This window comes from Streptomyces sp. NPDC036822 (assembly GCF_055609145.1).
The window spans coordinates 19615-40389 of record NZ_JBVJPY010000007.1; the positions used below are offsets into that span (position 1 = coordinate 19615).

At 72.6% G+C, this 20775-nt stretch carries 18 protein-coding genes; 14 read left to right on the forward strand and 4 right to left on the reverse strand.

The window, feature by feature from the left end:
* Position 1: 1 nt before the first annotated feature.
* Both ACZ68P_RS18175 and ACZ68P_RS18180 read right to left on the reverse strand, forming a co-directional pair.
* A complete protein-coding gene (locus tag ACZ68P_RS18175; protein ID WP_471007196.1) occupies positions 2 to 1396 on the reverse strand; it encodes an FAD-binding protein in 1395 nt (464 codons plus the stop codon).
* 90 nt (positions 1397 to 1486) lie between these two features.
* Complete coding sequence (locus ACZ68P_RS18180; RefSeq protein ID WP_471007198.1) at positions 1487 to 3289, reverse strand: glycoside hydrolase family 15 protein; 1803 nt, start codon at positions 3287 to 3289, stop codon at positions 1487 to 1489.
* A 438-nt stretch (positions 3290 to 3727) separates the two neighbouring features.
* Here ACZ68P_RS18180 and ACZ68P_RS18185 point away from each other — a divergent pair, with 438 nt between their 5' ends.
* The 14 genes from ACZ68P_RS18185 to ACZ68P_RS18250 all read left to right on the forward strand — a co-directional run bounded on the left by ACZ68P_RS18185 (position 3728) and on the right by ACZ68P_RS18250 (position 19429).
* Entirely contained in the window at positions 3728 to 5377 is a 1650-nt protein-coding gene (locus tag ACZ68P_RS18185; RefSeq protein ID WP_471007200.1) for a CTP synthase, read from the forward strand.
* A 78-nt stretch (positions 5378 to 5455) separates the two neighbouring features.
* A complete protein-coding gene (locus ACZ68P_RS18190; RefSeq protein ID WP_471007203.1) occupies positions 5456 to 6085 on the forward strand; it encodes an NUDIX domain-containing protein in 630 nt (209 codons plus the stop codon).
* A 335-nt stretch (positions 6086 to 6420) separates the two neighbouring features.
* Positions 6421 to 8406 carry an AAA family ATPase gene (locus tag ACZ68P_RS18195; RefSeq protein ID WP_471007205.1) on the forward strand — a complete coding sequence of 662 codons (1986 nt, stop codon included), beginning with the start codon at positions 6421 to 6423 and terminating at the stop codon, positions 8404 to 8406.
* A gap of 151 nt (positions 8407 to 8557) precedes the next feature.
* Entirely contained in the window at positions 8558 to 9673 is a 1116-nt protein-coding gene (gene ald, locus ACZ68P_RS18200; protein WP_365721069.1) for an alanine dehydrogenase, read from the forward strand.
* Positions 9674 to 10104: 431 nt separating this feature from the next.
* Positions 10105 to 11148 carry a ParA family protein gene (locus ACZ68P_RS18205; protein WP_365721067.1) on the forward strand — a complete coding sequence of 348 codons (1044 nt, stop codon included), beginning with the start codon at positions 10105 to 10107 and terminating at the stop codon, positions 11146 to 11148.
* On the forward strand, positions 11133 to 11633 hold the full coding sequence (locus ACZ68P_RS18210; protein ID WP_471007209.1) for a hypothetical protein: 501 nt from the start codon (positions 11133 to 11135) through the stop codon (positions 11631 to 11633). The genes ACZ68P_RS18205 and ACZ68P_RS18210 overlap by 16 nt, the downstream gene beginning before the upstream one ends.
* A 557-nt stretch (positions 11634 to 12190) precedes the next feature.
* The gene (locus ACZ68P_RS18215) at positions 12191 to 13096 is read left to right on the forward strand and encodes a segregation and condensation protein A (RefSeq protein ID WP_471007211.1); all 906 of its coding nucleotides are present in this window, start codon (positions 12191 to 12193) and stop codon (positions 13094 to 13096) included.
* Positions 13093 to 13683 (forward strand): SMC-Scp complex subunit ScpB, encoded by a 591-nt coding sequence (gene scpB, locus ACZ68P_RS18220; RefSeq protein WP_471007214.1) that lies wholly within the window; start codon positions 13093 to 13095, stop codon positions 13681 to 13683. Before ACZ68P_RS18215 ends, scpB begins: the two co-directional genes overlap by 4 nt.
* The gene (locus tag ACZ68P_RS18225) at positions 13683 to 14987 is read left to right on the forward strand and encodes a pseudouridine synthase (protein WP_471007217.1); all 1305 of its coding nucleotides are present in this window, start codon (positions 13683 to 13685) and stop codon (positions 14985 to 14987) included. Before scpB ends, ACZ68P_RS18225 begins: the two co-directional genes overlap by 1 nt.
* 134 nt (positions 14988 to 15121) lie before the next feature.
* A complete protein-coding gene (pnuC, locus tag ACZ68P_RS18230; protein WP_471007220.1) occupies positions 15122 to 15775 on the forward strand; it encodes a nicotinamide riboside transporter PnuC in 654 nt (217 codons plus the stop codon).
* On the forward strand, positions 15772 to 16851 hold the full coding sequence (locus ACZ68P_RS18235) for an AAA family ATPase (protein WP_471007222.1): 1080 nt from the start codon (positions 15772 to 15774) through the stop codon (positions 16849 to 16851). Before pnuC ends, ACZ68P_RS18235 begins: the two co-directional genes overlap by 4 nt.
* Positions 16848 to 17585 (forward strand): NUDIX hydrolase, encoded by a 738-nt coding sequence (locus ACZ68P_RS18240; protein ID WP_471007224.1) that lies wholly within the window; start codon positions 16848 to 16850, stop codon positions 17583 to 17585. Before ACZ68P_RS18235 ends, ACZ68P_RS18240 begins: the two co-directional genes overlap by 4 nt.
* Positions 17582 to 18607 (forward strand): ADP-ribosylglycohydrolase family protein, encoded by a 1026-nt coding sequence (locus tag ACZ68P_RS18245; RefSeq protein ID WP_471007227.1) that lies wholly within the window; start codon positions 17582 to 17584, stop codon positions 18605 to 18607. Before ACZ68P_RS18240 ends, ACZ68P_RS18245 begins: the two co-directional genes overlap by 4 nt.
* Before the next feature lie 3 nt (positions 18608 to 18610).
* A complete protein-coding gene (locus ACZ68P_RS18250) occupies positions 18611 to 19429 on the forward strand; it encodes a nucleotidyltransferase domain-containing protein (protein WP_471007230.1) in 819 nt (272 codons plus the stop codon).
* On the opposite strand, the gene ACZ68P_RS18255 is transcribed toward ACZ68P_RS18250, so the two are convergent.
* Positions 19346 to 20098: a nucleotidyltransferase domain-containing protein gene (locus ACZ68P_RS18255; protein WP_471007232.1), complete on the reverse strand. Its 753-nt coding sequence runs from the start codon at positions 20096 to 20098 to the stop codon at positions 19346 to 19348. The two genes, ACZ68P_RS18250 and ACZ68P_RS18255, sit on opposite strands and share 84 nt — an antisense overlap.
* Positions 20099 to 20108: 10 nt before the next feature.
* Positions 20109 to 20579 carry a Rieske (2Fe-2S) protein gene (locus tag ACZ68P_RS18260; RefSeq protein WP_471007235.1) on the reverse strand — a complete coding sequence of 157 codons (471 nt, stop codon included), beginning with the start codon at positions 20577 to 20579 and terminating at the stop codon, positions 20109 to 20111.
* Between the last annotated feature and the right edge of the window lie 196 nt (positions 20580 to 20775).

The following is a 20775-nucleotide window of genomic DNA, read 5'->3' on the forward strand; positions in this document are numbered from 1 at the left end:
GTCAGGCGGCCGCGGCCGGCGTGATGTTGTGGTTGAAGCGGAAGACGTTGTCGGGGTCGTACGCGGCCTTGACGGCGGCGAGTCGGCGGTAGTTCTCGGCGCCGAAGCCGGAGACGACCCGCTGCTCGCCCTCGGCGCCGATGAAGTTGAGGTACACCGCGTCGATCGACCACGGCCTCGCGTCGGCCCGTACGTCCCGCACCCAGGCCACGACCCGGTCGTCGTCCTCCGGCCTCTCCCAGGTCGCGAAGGGGTGGACCGCCCAGGGCGCGGTCCGCCACGGCAGCGGGTAGCCGGTGGGGCCGGCCGCCACCGCGCCGCCCATCGGGAACAGCACGTGCTGGGTGGCGGTGGGCATCGGGATCCTCGCCGCGCGGGAGCAGAAGGCGTCGACCGCCTCGTCGGGGAACTCGCCGAGGTACTCCGCCGACCAGTAGTTCCGCAGCCCCGGCGGGTCGTCGATCATGCACTGGAGATCCGCGTAGGGGATGTCCGTGACGACCTCGACCTCGGGCCGCAGCGCGAGCAGGGGCGCGGCCAGTTCGTGGACCTCGTCGACCGGGCCCGCGTACGTGATCAGCGCGGCGCAGACGAGCGTGCCCACCAGGCGCTCGGGGATGAAGGGTTCGGGAGGGGCGGGGAAGTAGATCATGCCGCCGCCGGCCTCGGCGGGAGCGGTCGCGAACACGTCACGGAAGGCGCGGCCCACCTCGGGCGCGGCCTCCGGGCGGTAGAACAGCATGGCCATGCTCATGGCCGGAAGCGCGTGCAGCCGCAGCGTGAGGGAGGTGGCGACCCCGAAGTTCCCGCCGCCGCCGTGCAGGGCCCAGAACAGCTCCGGGTTCTCCCGCTCGCTCGCCACGACGTACTTGCCCTCCGCCGTCACCAGCTCGGCTGACACCAGGTTGTCGCAGGCCAGGCCGAACTTCCGTTCCAGCCAGCCCGATCCGCCGCCCAGCGTGAACCCGCCGACGCCCGTGGTGGACGCCCGCCCGCCGGTGGTGGCGAGGCCGAACGGCTGGGCCGCCCGGTCCAGATGGCTCATGGTCGCGCCGCCGCCGACCCGTACGGTCATCTCCTCGCGGTCCACGGCCGCCGCGTGCATCCGGCGCAGGTCGACGACGAGGCCGTCGTCGGCGACGGACGCCCCGGCCACGCTGTGCCCTCCGCCGCGTACCGCGATCGGCAGCTCCGTCGCGCGGCCGAAGAGGACGGCGTGGGAGACGTCCGACGGGTTCGCGCACTGGGCGATGACCGCCGGACGGCGGTCGATCATGGCGTTGTGGACCGTCCGGGCCTCGTCGTAGCCCGGATCGCCGGGGACGAGGACCTCACCGGCCAGATCTGCGCGGAGGGCGGTGAGGGCGGCTTCGGGAACGGTGTGCGGGGGAGCCATGGGAAGCCCCCCTTTCCGAGGGGGGACAGGACCATCTCATCGTAGGGCGGCGGGCGGCGGTCCGCCGCCCGGCCGCCCCCGGCCCGCGGCTCAGCCGCCGTACGCCCCGCTCGCCGTCAGCCGCAGCGCCGTGTCGATCAGCGGGACATGGCTGAACGCCTGCGGGAAGTTCCCCACCTGGCGCTGGAGCCGCGGGTCCCACTCCTCCGCGAGCAGTCCCAGGTCGTTGCGGAGCGAGAGCAGCTTCTCGAACAGCCTGCGGGCCTCGTCCACCCGGCCGATCATCGCCAGGTCGTCGGCGAGCCAGAACGAGCAGGCGAGGAACGCGCCCTCGTCGCCCTCCAGGCCGTCGACGCCCGCCTCCTCGCCGGCGGTGGGATAGCGCAGCACGAAACCGTCCTCCGTGGACAGCTCCCGCTGGATCGCCTCGATGGTGCCGATGACGCGCTTGTCGTCGGGCGGCAGGAAGCCCATCTGCGGAATCAGCAGCAGGGAGGCGTCCAGCTCCTTGGAGCCGTACGACTGCGTGAACGTGTTGCGGTCCTTGTCGTAGCCCTTCTCGCAGACGTCCCGGTGGATGTCGTCGCGCAGGTCCCGCCAGCGCTCCAGCGGGCCGTCGGCGTCCCCGGACTCGATCAGCTTGATGGTGCGGTCGACCGCCACCCAGGCCATCACCTTGGAGTGCACGAAGTGGCGGCGCGGCCCGCGCACCTCCCAGATGCCCTCGTCCGGCTGGTCCCAGTGGGTCTCCAGGTAGCGGATCAGCTTCAGCTGGAGCAGGGAGGCGTAGTCGTTGCGCGAGAGTCCCGTCATGTGGGCCAGGTGCAGGGCCTCTGTGACCTCGCCGTACACGTCGAGCTGGAGCTGGTTGGCCGCGCCGTTGCCCACCCGGACTGGGCCCGAGTTCTCGTACCCGGGCAGCCAGTCCAGCTCGGCCTCACCCAGCTCGCGCTCGCCCGCGATGCCGTACATGATCTGCAGGTTCTCCGGGTCGCCGGCGACCGCGCGCAGCAGCCAGTCCCGCCAGGCACGCGCCTCCTCGCGGTAGCCGGTGCGCAGCATCGACGACAGGGTGATCGCGGCGTCGCGGAGCCAGGTGTAGCGGTAGTCCCAGTTGCGGACCCCGCCGATCTCCTCCGGCAGGGAGGTGGTCGGCGCGGCGACGATCCCGCCGGTGGGCGCGTACGTCAGCGCCTTCAGCGTGATCAGCGAGCGGACCACCGCCTCGCGGTACGGGCCGTGGTACGTGCAGTGCGCGACCCAGTCGCGCCAGAAGTCGGCCGTCGCCTCCAGCGAACCCTCCGGGTCCGGCAGGGCGGGCGGCTCCTTGTGCGAGGGCTGCCAGCTGATGGTGAACGTGATCCGGTCACCGGGCGTGACGGTGAAGTCGGAGTAGGTGGTGAGGTCCTTGCCGTGGGTCTCGATCTCGGTGTCCAGCCACACGGAGTCGGGCCCGGCGACGGCGACCGTACGGTCTCCGACCTTGTGCACCCACGGCACCACCCGGCCGTAGCTGAACCGCATCCGCAGCGCCGAGTGCATGGGCACCCGTCCGGAGACGCCCTCGACGATCCGGATCAGCTGGGGCGCGCCGTCACGCGGGGGCATGAAATCGGTCACCCGGACCGTGCCGCGCGGCGTGTCCCACTCCGATTCCAGGATCAGCGAGTCGCCGACGTAGCGGCGCCGGTCGGCCGGCGGCGGTGTGGCGCCGTCCGGTACGGCGGGTGCCACCCGCCAGAAACCGTGCTCCTCCGTACCGAGAAGCCCGGCGAAGACGGCATGCGAGTCGAAGCGTGGAAGGCAGAGCCAGTCGACGCTGCCGTCCCGGCAGACCAGTGCGGCGGTCTGCATGTCTCCGATGAGTGCGTAATCCTCGATGCGCCCGGCCACGTGCTATCTCCAGTCGAACGGCCACGTCCGCCCCGCGGGGCGCTTGCTACAGATGGTGCCAGCAGTCAAGGGATGGTTGACGAGCTCCACGCTTCCGGTTGACTGGCGGGGTACTGCCGATGGCCGGTTCGGCTCGGCAGGGAGTGTCCGAGCAGGATACGTCGCACCCTAAGCAGGCGCGGCAACGCCCTTGTAACGGCGTTGCGCCGAACGGGTGAGGCTGTCGTGACCTGTGGTGTAGCCGTCCGTAGGCACCCGACTGCCCCGTGTGGCCGGAAGCGGTCTCCCTTCGTCGCTGATACCCTGGTACCCCGTGGACCGGTGGGAAACGGCGAAAGCCGAGGCCCCCGAAACCGCAGCGACGGCACCCCCCGATTCTTCCGGAGGGGCAGCCGGTACGCACCTCCAGAACGCGACCACGGGAGCCCCCTCTTGGCGATGCCGCCCAAAACCACGACGACCAAGCACATCTTCGTCACCGGGGGTGTCGCCTCCTCCCTCGGCAAGGGCCTGACCGCCTCCAGCCTGGGTGCGCTCCTCAAGGCGCGGGGCCTGCGGGTCACGATGCAGAAGCTCGACCCGTACCTGAACGTCGACCCCGGCACGATGAACCCGTTCCAGCACGGCGAGGTGTTCGTCACCAACGACGGCGCCGAGACCGACCTGGACATCGGCCACTACGAGCGCTTCCTCGACGTCGACCTCGACGGCTCCGCCAACGTCACCACCGGGCAGGTCTACTCCCAGGTCATCGCCAAGGAGCGGCGCGGCGAGTACCTCGGCGACACCGTCCAGGTCATCCCGCACATCACCAACGAGATCAAGTCCCGGATCCGCCGCATGGCGACCGACGACGTGGACGTCGTCATCACCGAGGTCGGCGGCACCGTCGGCGACATCGAGTCGCTGCCGTTCCTGGAGACCGTCCGTCAGGTCCGCCACGAGGTCGGCCGCGACAACGTCTTCGTCGTGCACATCTCGCTGCTGCCCTACATCGGCCCCTCGGGCGAGCTGAAGACCAAGCCGACCCAGCACTCGGTCGCCGCCCTGCGCAACATCGGTATCCAGCCGGACGCGATCGTGCTGCGCGCCGACCGCGACGTCCCCACCGCCATCAAGCGCAAGATCTCGCTGATGTGCGACGTGGACGAGGCCGCCGTCGTCGCCGCCATCGACGCCAAGTCGATCTACGACATCCCCAAGGTGCTCCACACCGAGGGCCTGGACGCCTACGTCGTCCGCAAGCTCGACCTGCCGTTCCGCGACGTGGACTGGACCACCTGGGACGACCTGCTCGACCGCGTCCACAACCCCGACCACGAGGTCACGGTCGCGCTCGTCGGCAAGTACATCGACCTGCCCGACGCGTACCTCTCGGTCACCGAGGCCATGCGGGCCGGCGGCTTCGCCAACAAGGCCCGCGTCAAGGTCAAGTGGGTCACCTCCGACGACTGCAAGACGCCCGCCGACGCGCAGAAGCAGCTCGGCGACGTCGACGCCATCCTCATCCCCGGCGGCTTCGGCGACCGCGGCGTGAGCGGCAAGGTCGGCGCGATCCGCTACGCCCGAGAGAACAAGGTGCCGCTGCTCGGCATCTGCCTCGGCCTGCAGTGCATCGTGATCGAGGCCGCCCGGAACCTCGCCGACATCCCCGAGGCGAACTCGACCGAGTTCGACCCCGCGACCGCGCACCCCGTCGTCTCGACGATGGAGGAGCAGCTCGCGTACGTCGAGGGCGCGGGCGACCTGGGCGGAACGATGCGCCTGGGCCTCTACCCGGCGAAGCTGGCCGAGGGTTCCCTCGTGCGCGAGGTCTACGCCGACCAGCCGTACGTCGAGGAGCGCCACCGCCACCGCTACGAGGTGAACAACGCCTACCGCGCGGAGCTGGAGAAGAAGGCCGGCCTGGTCTTCTCGGGCACCTCGCCGGACAACAAGCTGGTCGAGTACGTCGAGTACCCGCGTGAGGTCCACCCCTACCTGGTCGCCACCCAGGCCCACCCGGAGCTGCGCTCGCGCCCGACGCGTCCGCACCCGCTCTTCGCCGGCCTGGTCAAGGCCGCCGTGGAGCGCAAGACGGGCAAGTAGGCGCCAGCGGCTAACGTTGCCGGGGTACGGGTCCTCAGGGATCCCGTACCCCGGTTTTTCGTGTGTGGGAGGACGCAGATGGAGTTGCAGGACACCCCGGAGGAGTGGCAGGTCGTCGCCACGACGACCCCCTTCCAGGGCAACAAGACGAGTGTCCGCACGGACGACGTGGTCATGCCCGGCGGCACGGTCGCGCGCCGCGACTACCAGGTCCACCCCGGTTCGGTGGCGGTCGTGGCCCTCGACGAGCGGGACCGGGTGCTGGTGCTGAAGCAGTACCGGCACCCCGTGCGGATGAAGCTGTGGGAGATCCCCGCCGGGCTCCTGGACGTCCCGGGCGAGAACCCGCTGCACGCGGCGGAGCGCGAGCTGTACGAGGAGGCGCACGTCAAGGCCGAGGACTGGCGGGTCCTGACCGACGTCTACACGACGCCGGGCGGCTGCGACGAAGCGGTACGGATCTTCCTGGCCCGGGACCTCTCGGCGGCCGAGGGCGAGCGCTTCGAGGTCGCCGAGGAGGAGGCCGACATGGAGCTGGCCCGCGTCCCCCTGGACGACCTGGTCCGCGGCGCCCTCGCGGGGGAGCTGCACAACAACTGCCTCGTGGTGGGCGTCCTCTCGCTGGCGGCCGCGCGCGCGGTGGAGGGCGGCCTCGACACACTGCGCCCGGCGACCTCGCCGTGGCCGGCCCGTCCGTTCGAGGCGTAGGGCGTAGCCCTCGGGCCGACCGGGGCGCCGGGCCGACTCGGCACCCCGGCCGGTCCGGCGCCGTCGGCCTGGCGGTCCAAGCCCTCGGTCCGGCGGTCCAAGCCCTCGGTCCGGCGGTCCGGTCCGGCGCCTTCGGCCCGGTGGTTACGGTCCGAGGCCTGGCGGTCCGGCGCCTTCCGCCCGGCGGTTGCGGTCCGACGATCTGCTGATCCGATCGGGGGACGTGTCCGCCGCGCTCCGCCGGGTAGGGACCATGCCCTGAACTACGCTCGGCATCGCCCGCGCGGAGATCCCCGCGGGATCGGCTCGTGCGCAGGTGGACGGGAGCGTGGCCCGTGACGGATCAGGCGGTGACAGCGGGCGGGGTGCGGCGATTCTTCGGGCGGCAGCGGGAGTTGAAGGCCCTGCGCGCCGACATCGAACGGACCGGGCTGGACACCCTCACCGGCCGCAAGGCCCCTCGCGCGCGCGTCCTGCTGATCGCCGGGCGGCCGGGCTCCGGGCGCACCGCCCTCGCGGAGGAGCTGGTGGCCGCACTGGGCGAGCGGTACCCCGACGGGGTGTACCGCGCCCGGCTCACCGAACCCGGCGGCGACCCCGTCCCCACCGCCCGGGCGGCCCGGGGCCTGCTCCAGGATCTCGGTGTCGACGAACCCCCCGGCGCCGCCGAGGACGAGCTGACCGGACTGGTCCGCGACGCCCTCGCGGACCGGCGGACCGTCCTGGTCCTCGACGACGCGGTCGACGCCGAACAGGTCGACCCGCTGATCCCCGACAACCCCGACGCCCTGGTCGTCGCCGTCGCCCGGGGCCCCCTCACCGGCATCCCGGACGTCCGCCCCTGCACGCTCGGCGGCATCGACCCCAAGTCGGCCATCGAGATGCTCACCACCTACACCGGTTCGGTGCGCGTCACCGTCGACCCGCAGGCCGCCGAGACCCTCGCCGAGGAGTGCGGAGGCCAGCCCGCCGCCCTGGTCCTCGCCGGCGGCTGGCTCGCCGCCCGCCCCAAGGCGTCCGTCGCCGATCTCGCCAAGCGGCTGCGCGCGCTCCCGGGCGACCCGCTGACCCGCGCCTTCCGCCTCGTCCACGAGTCCCTGCCCGCGCCGGCCGCGCGGACCCTGCGGCTCCTCTGCCTCGCCCCGCTCGGCCGCGCCGACGCCCACACCGCCTCCGCCCTGGCCGGCTGCTCCGTCTCCGCGGCCGCCACCACGCTCACCGACTTCGTCGCCCTCGGGCTGGTCAGGGAGGGCGACGGGGGACAATACGAGGTCCCCGCGCACCTCGTGCCCCTGCTCCGCGCCGAGCTGGAGGAGCGGGACAGGACCGCCGAGGTGCAGCTCGCCCGGGCCCGGATGCTGGAGCGGACCGTACGGCTCCTCCAGTCCTGCCGCGCCGTCACCGAACCCGAGGGGTCCGCCGCCCGCAGGAACCTGGCCGGCCTGCCGCGAGCCCTGCGCTTCCCGAACGTGCCCGCCGCGGCCGAGTGGCTGGAGAGCCGCAGGCCCGTCCTGCTCGCCTCCGCCCGGCTCGCGGTCGCCGACGGGGAGCTCGACACCCTGGCCCGCCGTCTGGTCGCCGCCCTGGTCCGGGCGCTCGCCGCCCACCGGGGGGCCGAGGCGGCGGCCCCGGACCTCTACGGGCTGCACCGGCTGGTCCTCGACGTGGCCGAGCGCCGGGGACTGCACCGGGAGCGGGCCGCCGCCCTGCTGAATCTGGCCGATCTGGACGCCAGGACCGGCCGGACCCGGGACGCGCTCGACCGCTACCGGGCCGCGCTGGACGCCGGGCGGGCCGCGAACGACCCGTACGCCGTCGGCCGCGCGATGGAATCCGTAGGCGGCTCCTACCAGGAGCTGGGGGACTGGCAGCGCGCCGGCGACTGGTACGGCCGCGCGCTCGCCCAGCGCCTCGCCCGGGACGAGCGGGCCGACCAGGCCCGGCTCTACGCACGGCTCGGCGCGGTGCACACCTACGCGGGCCGTTACGGCGAGGCCCTGCGGAACTGGCGCGCCGCCGCCGCGGGCTACCGCCGCCAGGCCGATCTCCCCGGATACGCGCGGGCGTTGAGCGAGGCGGCGCGGGTCCAGGAGTACGCCGGGCGTCCGCAGGATTCGCTGCGGACGTGCGAGGAGGCCGTGGAGTGGGCCCGCCGCGCCCAGGACGTACGGCTCCAGGCGGCCCTGCAGCTGCGGCTGGCCGACACCCTGGACCGGCTCGGTGATCCCGCCGCCGCCCGCCTGCACCGCTCAGCTGCCGAAAGACTCCTTGGAACCGGTACCTCCGCCTACGAAATCCGCAGTGCTCCTCTCGAAGATTAATGCTTTGCAAGGCTAGACAGCGGGAACTCCTTCATTAGACTGGGTGCGCCGCGTTCGATCGCGGTCTGTCCCGGTGCGCCATGGTGCATCCGGGTATGTATCGCAGTGCCCCCAGTTATCCCCTCCCCTGATTCAAGGACCGTGATCGACGATGAAGGTCGGCATCCCCCGCGAGGTCAAGAACAACGAGTTCCGCGTGGCCATCACCCCTGCCGGTGTCCACGAGCTCGTCCGCAACGGCCACCAGGTCTTCGTCGAGCAGAACGCCGGAGTCGGCTCCTCGATCACGGACGAGGAGTACATCTCGGCCGGCGCGCAGATCCTGCCCACCGCCGACGAGGTCTGGGAGACCGCCGACCTCCTGCTGAAGGTCAAGGAGCCCATCGCGGAGGAGTACCACCGCCTCCGCAAGGACCAGACCCTCTTCACCTACCTGCACCTCGCCGCGTCCCGCGAGTGCACGGACGCCCTGCTGGAGTCCGGCACCACCGCCATCGCGTACGAGACCGTCGAGACCGCGAACCGCGCGCTGCCGCTGCTCGCCCCGATGTCCGAGGTCGCGGGCCGCCTGGCCCCGCAGGTCGGCGCCTACCACCTGATGCGCTCGGTCGGCGGCCGCGGCGTGCTCCCCGGCGGCGTCCCCGGCACCCACGCCGGCGAGGCCGTCGTCATCGGCGGCGGCGTCTCCGGCTGGAACGCCACCCAGATCGCCGTCGGCATGGGCTTCCACGTGACCCTGCTCGACCGTGACATCAACAAGCTCCGCGAGGCCGACAAGATCTTCGGCACCAAGGTGAAGACGATCGTCTCCAACGCCTTCGAGCTGGAGAAGGCCGTCGTCGAGGCCGACCTCGTCATCGGCGCCGTCCTCATCCCCGGCGCCAAGGCCCCGAAGCTGGTCACCAACGAGCTCGTCGCCAAGATGAAGCCCGGAAGTGTCCTTGTCGACATCGCGATCGACCAGGGCGGCTGCTTCGAGGACTCCCGTCCGACCACCCACGCGGAGCCGACCTTCCAGGTCCACGACTCGGTCTTCTACTGCGTCGCCAACATGCCCGGAGCGGTCCCGAACACCTCCACGTACGCGCTCACCAACGCCACGCTTCCCTACATCGTGTCGCTCGCGAACAACGGCTGGGTCGAGGCGCTGCGCCGCGACGCCGCGCTGGGTCTGGGCCTCAACACCCATGACGGCAAGGTCGTTTACAAGGAGGTCGCCGAGGCGCACGGCCTCCCGCACGTCGAGCTGAGCAGCCTCCTCGGCTGACGCTCACCGGCTTCCTGTCAAGGGTCGCCGTCAACCTCATGCATCCGGCCGGACCTTGTGCACCAAGGTCCGGCCGGATGTGTGTCCGGCCACGCCGAAGGGCCGGTTCAACTCGCCTCGAACGTAACCCTTTAACCGTTTCGCACACCCCCGAAACGTGTGGATGCGTGGCTGCGCGCCCTTGACAGAGGGGTGTTCGGTTGCCGACACATCGGGCCGGGTCCGGCGGATTGTGTTGCTGCGGAGCGGTGACACGCCATAGAGTCGCCAACCGTCGGCATGGTGCCACGCTGACCTATCGATAAATGTTCCTGGTCACTTCCAAGGAGGTAAGACGACTTGTGAATGAGTCGACATTTACTCCCGGGGGTGGGCAGCCAGGAAACCCTGTCGGCTCCGTCGCTGTGCGAACCTTCGCGACACATCAGCCCATGACGACAGCCCACACGATGAAGATGATGGACGGCCTACACGTGAACGCCACGGCCGGCAACGAGAGTGGCCGAGAGTCCACCCACTTCGCCGCCTACGACGAGGTGCCCGAGGGGCACTTCTACGACCCTGACGCCGAGTACGAGCCCGACCCGGAGTACGCGGCCACCCTCGCACCCGACGCTGCCCGGCAGCGCCGCGAGCGGATCGGCCCCACCGGACGGCCCCTGCCGTACTTCCCGATCCCGGGCCCCCTGACCGATCACGGGCCCGCGAAGATCATCGCGATGTGCAACCAGAAGGGCGGCGTCGGCAAGACCACGTCGACCATCAACCTGGGTGCCGCGCTCGCGGAGTACGGGCGACGGGTGCTGCTCGTCGACTTCGACCCGCAGGGAGCCCTGTCGGTCGGTCTCGGCGTGAACCCGATGGAGCTCGACCTCACCGTCTACAACCTGCTCATGGAGCGGGGCATGTCGGCGGACGAGGTGCTGCTCAAGACCGCCGTTCCCAACATGGACCTGCTGCCGAGCAACATCGACCTCTCGGCCGCCGAGGTGCAGTTGGTCAGTGAGGTCGCGCGCGAGTCCACGCTCCAGCGCGCCCTGAAGCCGCTGCTGAACGACTACGACTACATCGTGATCGACTGTCAGCCCTCGCTCGGTCTGCTGACCGTGAACGCGCTGACGGCGGCTCACAAGGTCATCGTGCCGCTGGAATGCGAGTTCTTCGCCCTGCGCGGCGTGGCCCTGCTGACCGAGACGATCGAGAAGGTCCAGGAGCGGCTCAACCCCGAGCTGGAGCTCGACGGGATCCTCGCCACGATGTACGACTCCCGGACCGTGCACAGCCGTGAGGTCCTCGCGCGCGTCGTCGAGGCCTTCGACGACCACGTGTACCACACGGTGATCGGCCGGACCGTGCGCTTCCCGGAGACCACGGTCGCCGGTGAGCCGATCACGACGTACGCCTCGAACTCCGTGGGCGCCGCCGCCTACCGACAGCTCGCCAGGGAGGTGCTCGCCCGGTGTCACGCCGAGTGAGTCTGCCCGGCGCCGACGAACTGTTCCGTACGACCGGGGGGATGGCGCTCCAGGCGTCGTCGCCGCGCAGGGGCGAGGCCCGCGTGCCGGCTCCGGCGGGCGAGAGCGGCCCGGAGGCGGCCGAGGGCTCCGCATCGGCGGAGCACTCGGCGGCGGGGTCGGAGACGGCGGAGCCGCGGGCCCGGACGGCCGAGCCCGCGGAGTCCGGGCCGCAGGCGAAGCCGGTCGCCCCGGCGGCCCGCCGACGGGGCCGGTCCCCGAACCGGCGGCCCAGCGGGCGTGAGCGGCACGACGAGAAGATCACGGTCTACGTCTCCGCAGAGGAGCTGATGGACCTGGAGCACGCCCGCCTCGTCCTGCGCGGCGAGCACGGACTCGCCGTGGACCGGGGCCGGATCGTCCGTGAGGCGGTCGCGGTGGTCCTGGCGGACCTGGAGTCCCGGGGCGACGCGAGCATCCTCGTGCGCCGCCTGCGCGGCCGCTGAGGGGTACCCTGCGGGCCTGCCGCACCCCTGCTCCTCCCTGGACCCCGATGCCCCCGCCCCCCGCCGAAACGTCCCGCCCGCCCCGCCGCACCCTCGGCCGGGGGCCCGGAGCGGCCCCCAGCGGCTCGGAACCGCCCCTCCCCGCCGACCCTCCCTCCGGCGGGCGCGCCCCGGGGGAGGAGGCGCCGGACCCGGGCGGGTCCGGCGGGGAGACCACCCCCGGCGTCGGCCAGGCGGCCACGCCCGCCCCCGCGGGGCCCGCGGAGGCTCCGGCCCCGGAGACCGCCCCACCGGCGGACCCGGGCCCCGCCCAGGGCCCCGAACCGTCCGCTGACGCACCCGGGCCCGCCCCCGAGGCCCGTCCGGGCGAGACGCCCGTGGCCGAGGGGGGCCGCGCGTCCTTCCCTGAGGTGTCCCGAGGGGCCCCCGCGGTCTCCGCGCCCGAGGGGGTTTCCGCCTCCGCGCCCGAGGGGGCGGGTGGCGCCGTGACCGAGGGGCCCCGCGCGCCCTCGCCCGAAGTGTTCCGCGTCACCTCGCCCGAAGGGCCTGGTGTCGGCTTGCCCGCACGGTCCCGCGCGTCCTCGCCCGGGGAAGCGGGTGTCGACGAGCCCGAGGTGTCCCGCGTCCCCTCGCCCGAGGGGCCCGGTGGCGCCCTGCCCGGGGACGGGCGGTTCACCGTGCGGCTCGAGAACTTCGAGGGGCCGTTCGACCTTCTCCTCCAGCTCATCTCGAAGCACAAGCTCGACGTCACCGAGGTCGCCCTCTCCAAGGTCACCGACGAGTTCATGGCGCACATCCGGGCCATGGGCGCCGACTGGGATCTCGACCAGACCACCGAGTTCCTCGTCGTCGCCGCCACCCTCCTCGACCTCAAGGCCGCCCGCCTGCTGCCCGCCGCCGAGGTGGAGGACGAGGCCGACCTCGCCCTCCTGGAGGCGCGGGACCTGCTCTTCGCCCGCCTCCTCCAGTACCGCGCGTACAAGCGCATCGCCGAGATCCTCGCCGAGCGGTGGGAGACCGAGGGCCGCCGGTACCCCCGCACCGTCGGCCTGGAGCCCCACCACGCCGCCCTGCTCCCCGAGGTCGTCATCAGCATCGGCGCCGAGGGCTTCGCCAGGCTCGCCGTCAAGGCCATGCAGCCCAAGGCCAAGCCGCAGGTCTACGTCGACCACATCCACGCCCCGCTCGTCAGCGTCCGCGACCAGGCCCGGATCGTCGTCGCGCTCCTCAGGGAGCGGGGCACCGTCAGCTTCCGGGAGCTCGCCGCCGGGGCCCCCGACACCCTCACCGTCGTGGCCCGCTTCCTCGCGCTCCTGGAGCTCTACCGGGACCGCTCCGTCGGCCTCGACCAGGACGACGCCCTCGGCGAGCTCACCGTGTCCTGGACCGGCGGCGACGGGGAGACCCGCGTCACCGACGAGTTCGACCAGGAATCCGATCACGAAACGGAGGCCCGCGCGTGAGCGACCTCAAGCCCTCCCTCGAAGCCGTCCTCATGGTCGTCGACGAGCCCGCCACCGAGGACCACCTCGCCAAGGTCCTCGACGTGTCCCGCCGGGAGGTCGGCGACGCCCTGCGCGAACTCGCCGACGAATACACCGCCCAGGGCCGCGGCTTCGAGCTGCGTCCGGTCGCCGGCGGCTGGCGTTTCTACACCCGTGCGGAGTACGCCCACGCCGTCGAGGCGTTCGTCCTGGACGGCCAGCAGACCCGGCTCACCCAGGCGGCCCTGGAGACCCTCGCCGTCGTCGCGTACCGCCAGCCGGTCAGCCGCTCGCGGGTCTCCGCGGTCCGCGGAGTGAACTGTGACGGGGTCATGCGGACCCTCCTCCAGCGGGGTCTGGTGGAGGAGGCGGGCGCGGAACCCGAAACAGGTGCGATCCTGTACAGGACGACGAACCACTTCCTGGAGCGGATGGGCCTGCGCGGCCTGGACGAACTGCCGGAGCTCGCGCCCTTCCTCCCCGAGGCGGACGCGATCGAGGCGGAGACGCTGGAGGGGGTTGTGTCGTTCGACCCGGACGCAGACGACAAGACGACGGAAGATTGATGCGAAGCAGCAGCGGCAGGAACAGCAGCGGAAACAACGGCGGGAGCCGTGGTGGCAACAGCGGCGGCCGCGGCGGCAGCAGCAGTGGCGGCCGCGGCGGCGCGGGCGGTGGCGGCGGCTACCGAGGCGCCGGTGGCGGCAGCGGCAGTGGTGGCGGCTACCGGGGTGCCGGTGGCGGTGGTGGCCGCGACGACCGGCAGGGCGGCAGCGGCGGCTACCGAGGCGCCGGTGGCGGCAGCAGCAGTGGTGGCGGCTACCGGGGCGCCGGTGGCGGTGGTGGCCGCGACGACCGGCAGGGCGGCAGCGACCGGCCGCGCAACCCGCGCCCGGAGGAGCGCCGCTACGACGTGGGCGGCACGCCCGAGGGCCCCAAGAAGGGCCGCGGCGCCGCGGCCCGCGGTGGCGCCAAGGGCGGCCCGAAGGCCCCGCAGGGCGGCACCCCGCCCCGTCGTGGCCCGCACGGACAGCGGCAGGCCCCGGCCCGCTCGCGCGAGCTCGACGCCAAGATCGAGCAGCGCAACCGCGACCGGTACGCCGACCGGCCGGAGATCAAGACGCCCAAGACCTTCCCCGGCGCCGAGCAGGAGGGCGAGCGGCTCCAGAAGGTGCTCGCCCGGGCCGGCATGGGCTCGCGCCGCGCGTGCGAGGAGCTGATCGAGCAGGCCCGCGTCGAGGTCAACGGCGAGATCGTCCTGGAGCAGGGCAAGCGCGTCGACCCGGAGAGGGACGAGATCAAGGTCGACGGTCTGACCGTCGCCACCCAGTCGTACCTCTTCTTCGCGCTGAACAAGCCCGCCGGGGTCGTCTCCACCATGGAGGACCCCGACGGCCGCCAGTGCCTCGGCGACTACGTCACCAACCGCGAGACCCGGCTCTTCCACGTCGGACGGCTCGACACCGAGACCGAGGGCATCATCCTGCTCACCAACCACGGCGAGCTGGCCCACCGCCTCACGCACCCGAAGTACGGCGTGAAGAAGACCTACCTGGCCGCCATCACCGGCCCGCTGCCCCGCGAGGTCGGCAAGCGGCTCAAGGACGGCATCCAGCTGGAGGACGGCTACGCCCGCGCCGACCACTTCCGCGTGGTCGAGCAGACCGGCAAGAACTACCTGGTCGAGGTCACCCTCCACGAGGGCCGCAAGCACATCGTGCGCCGCATGCTCGCCGAGGCCGGTTTCCCGGTCGAGAAGCTGGTCCGCACCGCCTTCGGCCCGATCGGACTCGGGGACCAGAAGTCCGGCTGGCTGCGCCGGCTGACCAACACCGAGGTCGGCATGCTGATGAAGGAAGTCGGCATGTAGGACCCGTCGCCCCGACGACGCGCACAGAAGCCCGTGACCGCCCGGCGGTCACGGGCTTCTCGCATGCGCCGTTCGCACTTGTGGCCGAAGCCTCCCGCGCTTTATAGTCAAGGTGACTCTTAAAGGAGGCGGGCGTGAGCCTCGCAAGCATCGTCGAACCCCTGCAGCAGCCGCTCTTCACCGTCCTGGACACCCCGGTCAGCTGGACCGAGGTCCTCGGATTCGGCAGCGGAGCCCTCTGCGTCTGGCTGGTCGCCCGTCAGCACCTCGCCAACTGGCCCATCGGCATCGCCAACAACCTCTTCTTCGTCCTCCTCTTCACGCAGGCCGGTCTCTACGCCGACGCCGGCCTCCAGATCGTCTTCATCACCCTCGCCGTGTACGGCTGGTGGACCTGGACCCACGGGGGTGGACCAGGCTCCGACGCCCTCCCGGTGCGCCGCACCACACGCACCGAGTGGACGTGGCTGATCACGGCGGGGGTGGTGGGGACCCTCGCCCTCACCCTGCTGCTCGACCGGGCCACCGACTCGACCGTCCCCTTCTGGGACGCCCTGACCACCGCGCTCTCCCTGCCGGCGACCTACGGCCAGTGCCGGAAGCGGCTGGAGTCCTGGTGGCTCTGGATCGCCGCCGACGTGATCTACGTACCGCTGTACGCGTACAAGGAGCTGTACCTGACCTCCCTGCTCTACGCCGGCTTCCTGGCGCTCTGCGTCCTCGGCCTGCGCCGCTGGAGCCGCGCCCTCGCCGCCCGGCACCCGCTCCCCGTGGGGGCCGCCGCATGAAGCGCTACGGCCACGGCCTGGTCCTCGGCAAGTTCTATCCGCCGCACGCCGGCCACCACCACCTGGTCCGCACCGCGCGCGACCGCTGCGAGCGCCTCACCGTCCTCGTCTGCGCCTCCTCGGTCGAGACCCTGACGCTGGAGGACCGGGTCGACTGGATGCGCGAGATCCACCCCGACGTCCTCGTGGTCGGCGCCGTCGACGACATCCCCGTCGACCTCCGCGACCCCGACGTGTGGGCCGCCCACATGGCCGTCTTCCGCGCGGCCGTGCCCGAGCCCGTCGACGCCGTCTTCACCTCCGAGCCCTACGGGGAGGAGCTGGGCCGCCGCTTCGGCGCCGACGCCGTGTGCGTCGACCCCGACCGCACGCTCTTCCCGGTGTCCGGCACCGCCGTCCGCAAGGACCCCGCCGGCTGCTGGGACTTCCTGGAGGCGCCCGTCCGGGCCGCGCTCACCCGGCGGGTCGTCGTCCTCGGCGCGGAGTCCACCGGCACCACCACCATGGCCCTCGCCCTCGCCGACCACTACCGGCGCCGCGGCGGGGTCTGGTCCCGCACCCGCTACGTACCGGAGTACGGCCGCGAGTACAGCGAACTCAAGCTCGCCGAACTGCGCGCCGAGCGCCCCGACGCCGCATGGCCGGACGTCACCTTCCGGTCCAGCGACTTCCCCGTCATCGCCCAGCGCCAGGCCGAGCTGGAGGAGGAGGCCGCGCGGGCCGGGTCCCCCGTGCTCATCTGCGACACCGACGCCTTCGCCACCACCATCTGGCACGAGCGGTACATGGGCACCACCAGCTCCGACACGGGTGAGATCGCCGCCCACGGCCGCCAGCACCTCTGGCTCCTCACCGACCACCACGGCGTCGACTTCGAGGACGACGGGCTGCGCGACGGGGAGCACCTGCGGCCCTGGATGACCGCCCGCTTCGTCACCCAGCTCGCCCACAGCGGCCGCCGCACCGCCGTCCTCACCGGCCCGCACGAGGAGCGGCTCGCGACAGCCGTCGCCGCCGTGGACGCCCTGCTCGCCGAAGGCTGGCACCTCGCCGACCCCCTCCCGGAGCGCCGATGAACCGCGCCCAGGCCCCCGACGGCTACGACCCGCACGGCTTCGAGCCGTTCGCCGTCACCGCCGACCTCGCCGTCCTCACCCTCCGCGAGGAGCGCCTCCACGTCCTGCTCGTGGAACGCGGCCAGGAGCCGTACGCCGGAGCCTGGGCCCTGCCCGGCGGCTTCGTCCTGCCCCGCGAGTCCTCCGAACAGGCCGCGCGCCGGGAACTCGCCGAGGAGACCGGTCTCGCCGCCGACACCGTCGCCGGGCTGCACCTCGAACAGCTGCGCACCTACAGCGATCCCGACCGCGACCCCAGGATGCGGGTCGTGTCGGTCGCGTACACCGCGCTCGTCCCCGATCCGCCGGAGCCGCGCGGCGGCGGCGACGCGGCGCGGGCGCGCTGGACGCCCTACGGGACGCACGGGCCCCTCGCCTTCGACCACGACCGCATCCTCGCCGACGCCCGCGAGCGGATCGGCGCCAAGCTGGAGTACACCTGCCTCGCCACCGCCTTCTGCCCGCCCGAGTTCACCCTCGGCGAGCTGCGGCAGGTGTACGAGACGGTCTGGGGGGTCGAACTCGACCGCCCCAACTTCCGGCGCAAGGTCCTCGCCACCCCCGGCTTCGTCCGGGCCGTGGAAGGGCCACCGCGCCTCACCGGCGGACGGGGGAAACCGGCCGCTCTCTACCGGGCGGGGGAGGCCACGGCCCTCCACCCGCCGCTGCTGCGACCGGAAGGACGATCCACATGACGACGTACAGGACGAAGCAGGCGGCCACCGGGGCACTGATCGGGCTGGCGCTCGGCGACGCGCTCGGATTCCCGACGGAGTTCAACGACGTGCCGTCGATCCTGGCGAAATCCGGCCCCTGGCGGGACATGGAACTGCCGGTCAGCGGAGGCACGGCCTACATCACGGACGACACGCAAATGACGCTCGCCCTCGCGCGGGGCATCCGCACGGCCATGGACCGGGGGGTGCTCTCCCCACCGCACATGACCGGGCCGGTCCGGGAGGAGTTCGTCGCCTGGTACCACTCCCCGGAGAACAACCGGGCCCCCGGCCGCACCTGTCTGGTCGCCTGCGCGCTCCTCGACGGCGACCGGCCGTGGCAGGACGCCAGCCAGATCCACTCCAAGGGCTGCGGTGCCAACATGCGGGTCGCCCCGCTGGGGCTCGTGCCCGGGCTGAGCGAGGAGCAGCGGGCCGGCGCCGCCCAGCTCCAGTCGGCCCTCACCCACGGCCACCCCACGGCCCTCGCCGCCGCCGACCTGACCGCCCGCGCCGTGTACCTGCTGGCCCAGGGCGTCGACCCGACGGGCCTGGTGGGGCACCTGCGCTCGTACGCGTACGAGAACCGTTCCGTGTACCGCGAAGCCTGGCTCGGTGACCTGTGGACCCGCTCCCAGGACCCCTCGGCCCGGCACTTCATCGAGCGCGGCTGGGACGAGTGCCTGGCGGCCCTGGAGAGGCTGGACGCCGTCCAGCGCACGGCGGATCCGGAGCTCGACCCCTGCACGTACACCGGTGACGGCTGGATCGCCGAGGAGGCGCTGGCCACCGGGCTGCTGTGCTTCCTCCTCTTCCCCGGCGACCCGCTCACCGCCCTGCGCCGGGCCGCCTGCACCCGGGGGGACTCCGACTCCCTCGCCTGCCTGGCGGGTGCCTTCGCGGGCGCCCACCTGGGCGCCGGGGCCTGGCCGGACGCCTGGGCGGACCGGGTCGAGCACCGCTCCGAACTCCTGGCCCTCGGCGCCCTCTGGGACGCTTGATCCATGACCGCCCCTCCGACCTCCGCCGCCCTCGACCCCACCGACGTCCGCAACCCCACCGCCGTCCTCGACCCCGCCGTCGACCTCTCCGCCGTCGTGGCGGAGCAGCCCGACCCCCTGATCTTCGCCACCGTCTCCGGCGCCCATCTCTACGGCTTTCCCTCCCGCGACTCGGACGTCGACCTGCGCGGAGCGCACCTGCTGCCGGTGGCCGGGCTCATCGGGCTGCGCGATCCGGAGGAGACCCGCAGCCGGATGTGGGACCGCGACGGGGTCGAGATGGACCTCGTCACGCACGACCTGCGGAAGTTCGCCCGGCTGATGCTGCGGCGCAACGGCTACGTCCTGGAGCAGCTCCTCTCGCCGTTGGTCGCCCACACCACCGACGTCCACGCCGAGCTGAGCGCGCTCGTACCGCAGGTGCTCACCACCCACCACGCGCACCACTACCGCGGCTTCGCGGGCACGCAGTGGCGGCTGTTCGAGAAGACGGGGGAGCTGAAGCCGCTCCTCTACACCGTCCGGGCGCTGCTCACCGGCATCCACCTGATGCGGGCGGGGGAGGTGCAGGCCCACCTGCCCACGCTCCTGGGAGAGGTGCCCGAGGCCCCCGGCTACGTACCGGACCTGATCGCGGCGAAGGCGGCGGCCGAGCACGGGCCGGCCGAGGTGGACGCGGAGCGTGTGCGCGGAGACGTCGAGGCGCTCCACGGCGTCCTGGACGAGGCGCAGGACGCGTCAGGCCTCCCGGACGCCACCGCCGGGCACGACGCCCTGCACGACCTCGTGGTCCGGGTCCGGATCGAGCACGGAGAGGGCTGAGGACCGGCGCGCGCGCGTCAGGAAGTCCTCCACGCGCGCGTGGTCCGGGGCCGCGGGAAGGGGGCTCGTGGTGGAGGCGCGGTCGGCCTCCTCCGTCAGGCGCGCCATCCAGGACTCCACCTCGGACCAGGACACCTCGCCGCGCTTCACCGCGAGCAGCCGCTCCCGCTCGTCGCCCACGTGGATCGTCAGTTCACCGGTGCGCAGCAGGTCCCGGCAGCTCATCAGCAGCCGCAGCAGGTGCATGGCGTGCTTCCAGCGCGGCGCCCCGTACCGGCGGACGTCGGCGTCGAGCTTCCTGCGCTGGCCGCCCGCGTACCGGACGAAGGTCTGGTGCGCCTGACGGGACAGGAACGCCTCCCGCAGCGACACCAGTTCGCGGCCGGTGGCGTCGATGTGCTCGACCACGGGGGAGTGCAGGCACTCCAGGACGTTGGGGTTGGCGCGCAACGCCAGCTCGCAGAAGCGTTCCAGCTCCCAGCTGAACTGCTCCTCGCCCGGCCCCTCCACGTGCGCCGGGGGCTTCTCGAAGCGCCAGAAGAGCGGGGTCGGAGCGAGGAAGACCCCCCGACGGTCGGTGTCGCTCCCCTCGGTGGCCAGACCGAAGGCGCGCGACCCCATGACACAGGAGTAGATCGTGTGGTCGCGCACCAGTTCTACCGGAGTCATGCGCGACAGGCTACGCCAGCGTGATCTCGTCCCCGGACACCGTGATCCGCTCGGCCGGGAGCGGTCGCGTCGCCGGTCCGCGGGCCACCGAGCCGTCGGCGATCCGGAACTTCGAGCCGTGGCACGGACAGTCGATCGTGCCGCCCTCGACCTTGCTCACCAGGCAGCTCTGGTGGGTGCAGATCGCCGAGAAGGCCTTGAACTCGCCCGCCACCGGCTGGGTGACGACAACCTTCCGCTCCTTGAGGACGGTGCCGCCCCCGACCGGGATGTCGGAGGTGCGCGCGAGCGCGTCGCCGGCCGGCGCGGACGTGTCCGGCGCGGACGGCGCCGTGTCCGTCGCCGTGTCCGTCGGGCTCGCCGTCGCGGCGCCGCCCTTGTCGCCGTCCGAGCCGCAGCCGGTGGCCAGGGCGGCGACCGAACCGGCGCCGGCGAGGAGCACCGTACGGCGGGGCGTGACGTCTGGAGCTTCTGGATTCATGCCGTCCAGCTTGGTCACGGCCCCGCCCGGCACCCGGCAACACGCCTGTACCCGCCCGTCCGGCTCCCCCGCACGGCCGCCCCGGCACCCGGCCCCCCGCCTCCGCCGAGTGGCGACGGGCCCGGCGTGGAGCGACAGTGACCCTGTCTCGGAGGACGGTCGGCCCCGCCCGGCCCCCGGGCGGATCACTAGGCTG

Excerpts from the sequence above, each read along its gene's own strand:
- ACZ68P_RS18175 (WP_471007196.1), bottom strand. The coding sequence starts at position 1,396 with ATGGCTCCCCCGCACACCGTTCCCGAAGCCGCCCTCACCGCCCTCCGC.
- ACZ68P_RS18185 (WP_471007200.1), top strand. The coding sequence starts at position 3,728 with ATGCCGCCCAAAACCACGACGACCAAGCACATCTTCGTCACCGGGGGT.
- ACZ68P_RS18190 (WP_471007203.1), top strand. The coding sequence starts at position 5,456 with ATGGAGTTGCAGGACACCCCGGAGGAGTGGCAGGTCGTCGCCACGACG.
- ald (WP_365721069.1), top strand. The coding sequence starts at position 8,558 with ATGAAGGTCGGCATCCCCCGCGAGGTCAAGAACAACGAGTTCCGCGTG.
- ACZ68P_RS18205 (WP_365721067.1), top strand. The coding sequence starts at position 10,105 with ATGACGACAGCCCACACGATGAAGATGATGGACGGCCTACACGTGAAC.
- ACZ68P_RS18225 (WP_471007217.1), top strand. The coding sequence starts at position 13,683 with ATGCGAAGCAGCAGCGGCAGGAACAGCAGCGGAAACAACGGCGGGAGC.
- ACZ68P_RS18235 (WP_471007222.1), top strand. The coding sequence starts at position 15,772 with ATGAAGCGCTACGGCCACGGCCTGGTCCTCGGCAAGTTCTATCCGCCG.
- ACZ68P_RS18240 (WP_471007224.1), top strand. The coding sequence starts at position 16,848 with ATGAACCGCGCCCAGGCCCCCGACGGCTACGACCCGCACGGCTTCGAG.
- ACZ68P_RS18245 (WP_471007227.1), top strand. The coding sequence starts at position 17,582 with ATGACGACGTACAGGACGAAGCAGGCGGCCACCGGGGCACTGATCGGG.
- ACZ68P_RS18250 (WP_471007230.1), top strand. The coding sequence starts at position 18,611 with ATGACCGCCCCTCCGACCTCCGCCGCCCTCGACCCCACCGACGTCCGC.
- ACZ68P_RS18255 (WP_471007232.1), bottom strand. The coding sequence starts at position 20,098 with ATGACTCCGGTAGAACTGGTGCGCGACCACACGATCTACTCCTGTGTC.
- ACZ68P_RS18260 (WP_471007235.1), bottom strand. The coding sequence starts at position 20,579 with ATGAATCCAGAAGCTCCAGACGTCACGCCCCGCCGTACGGTGCTCCTC.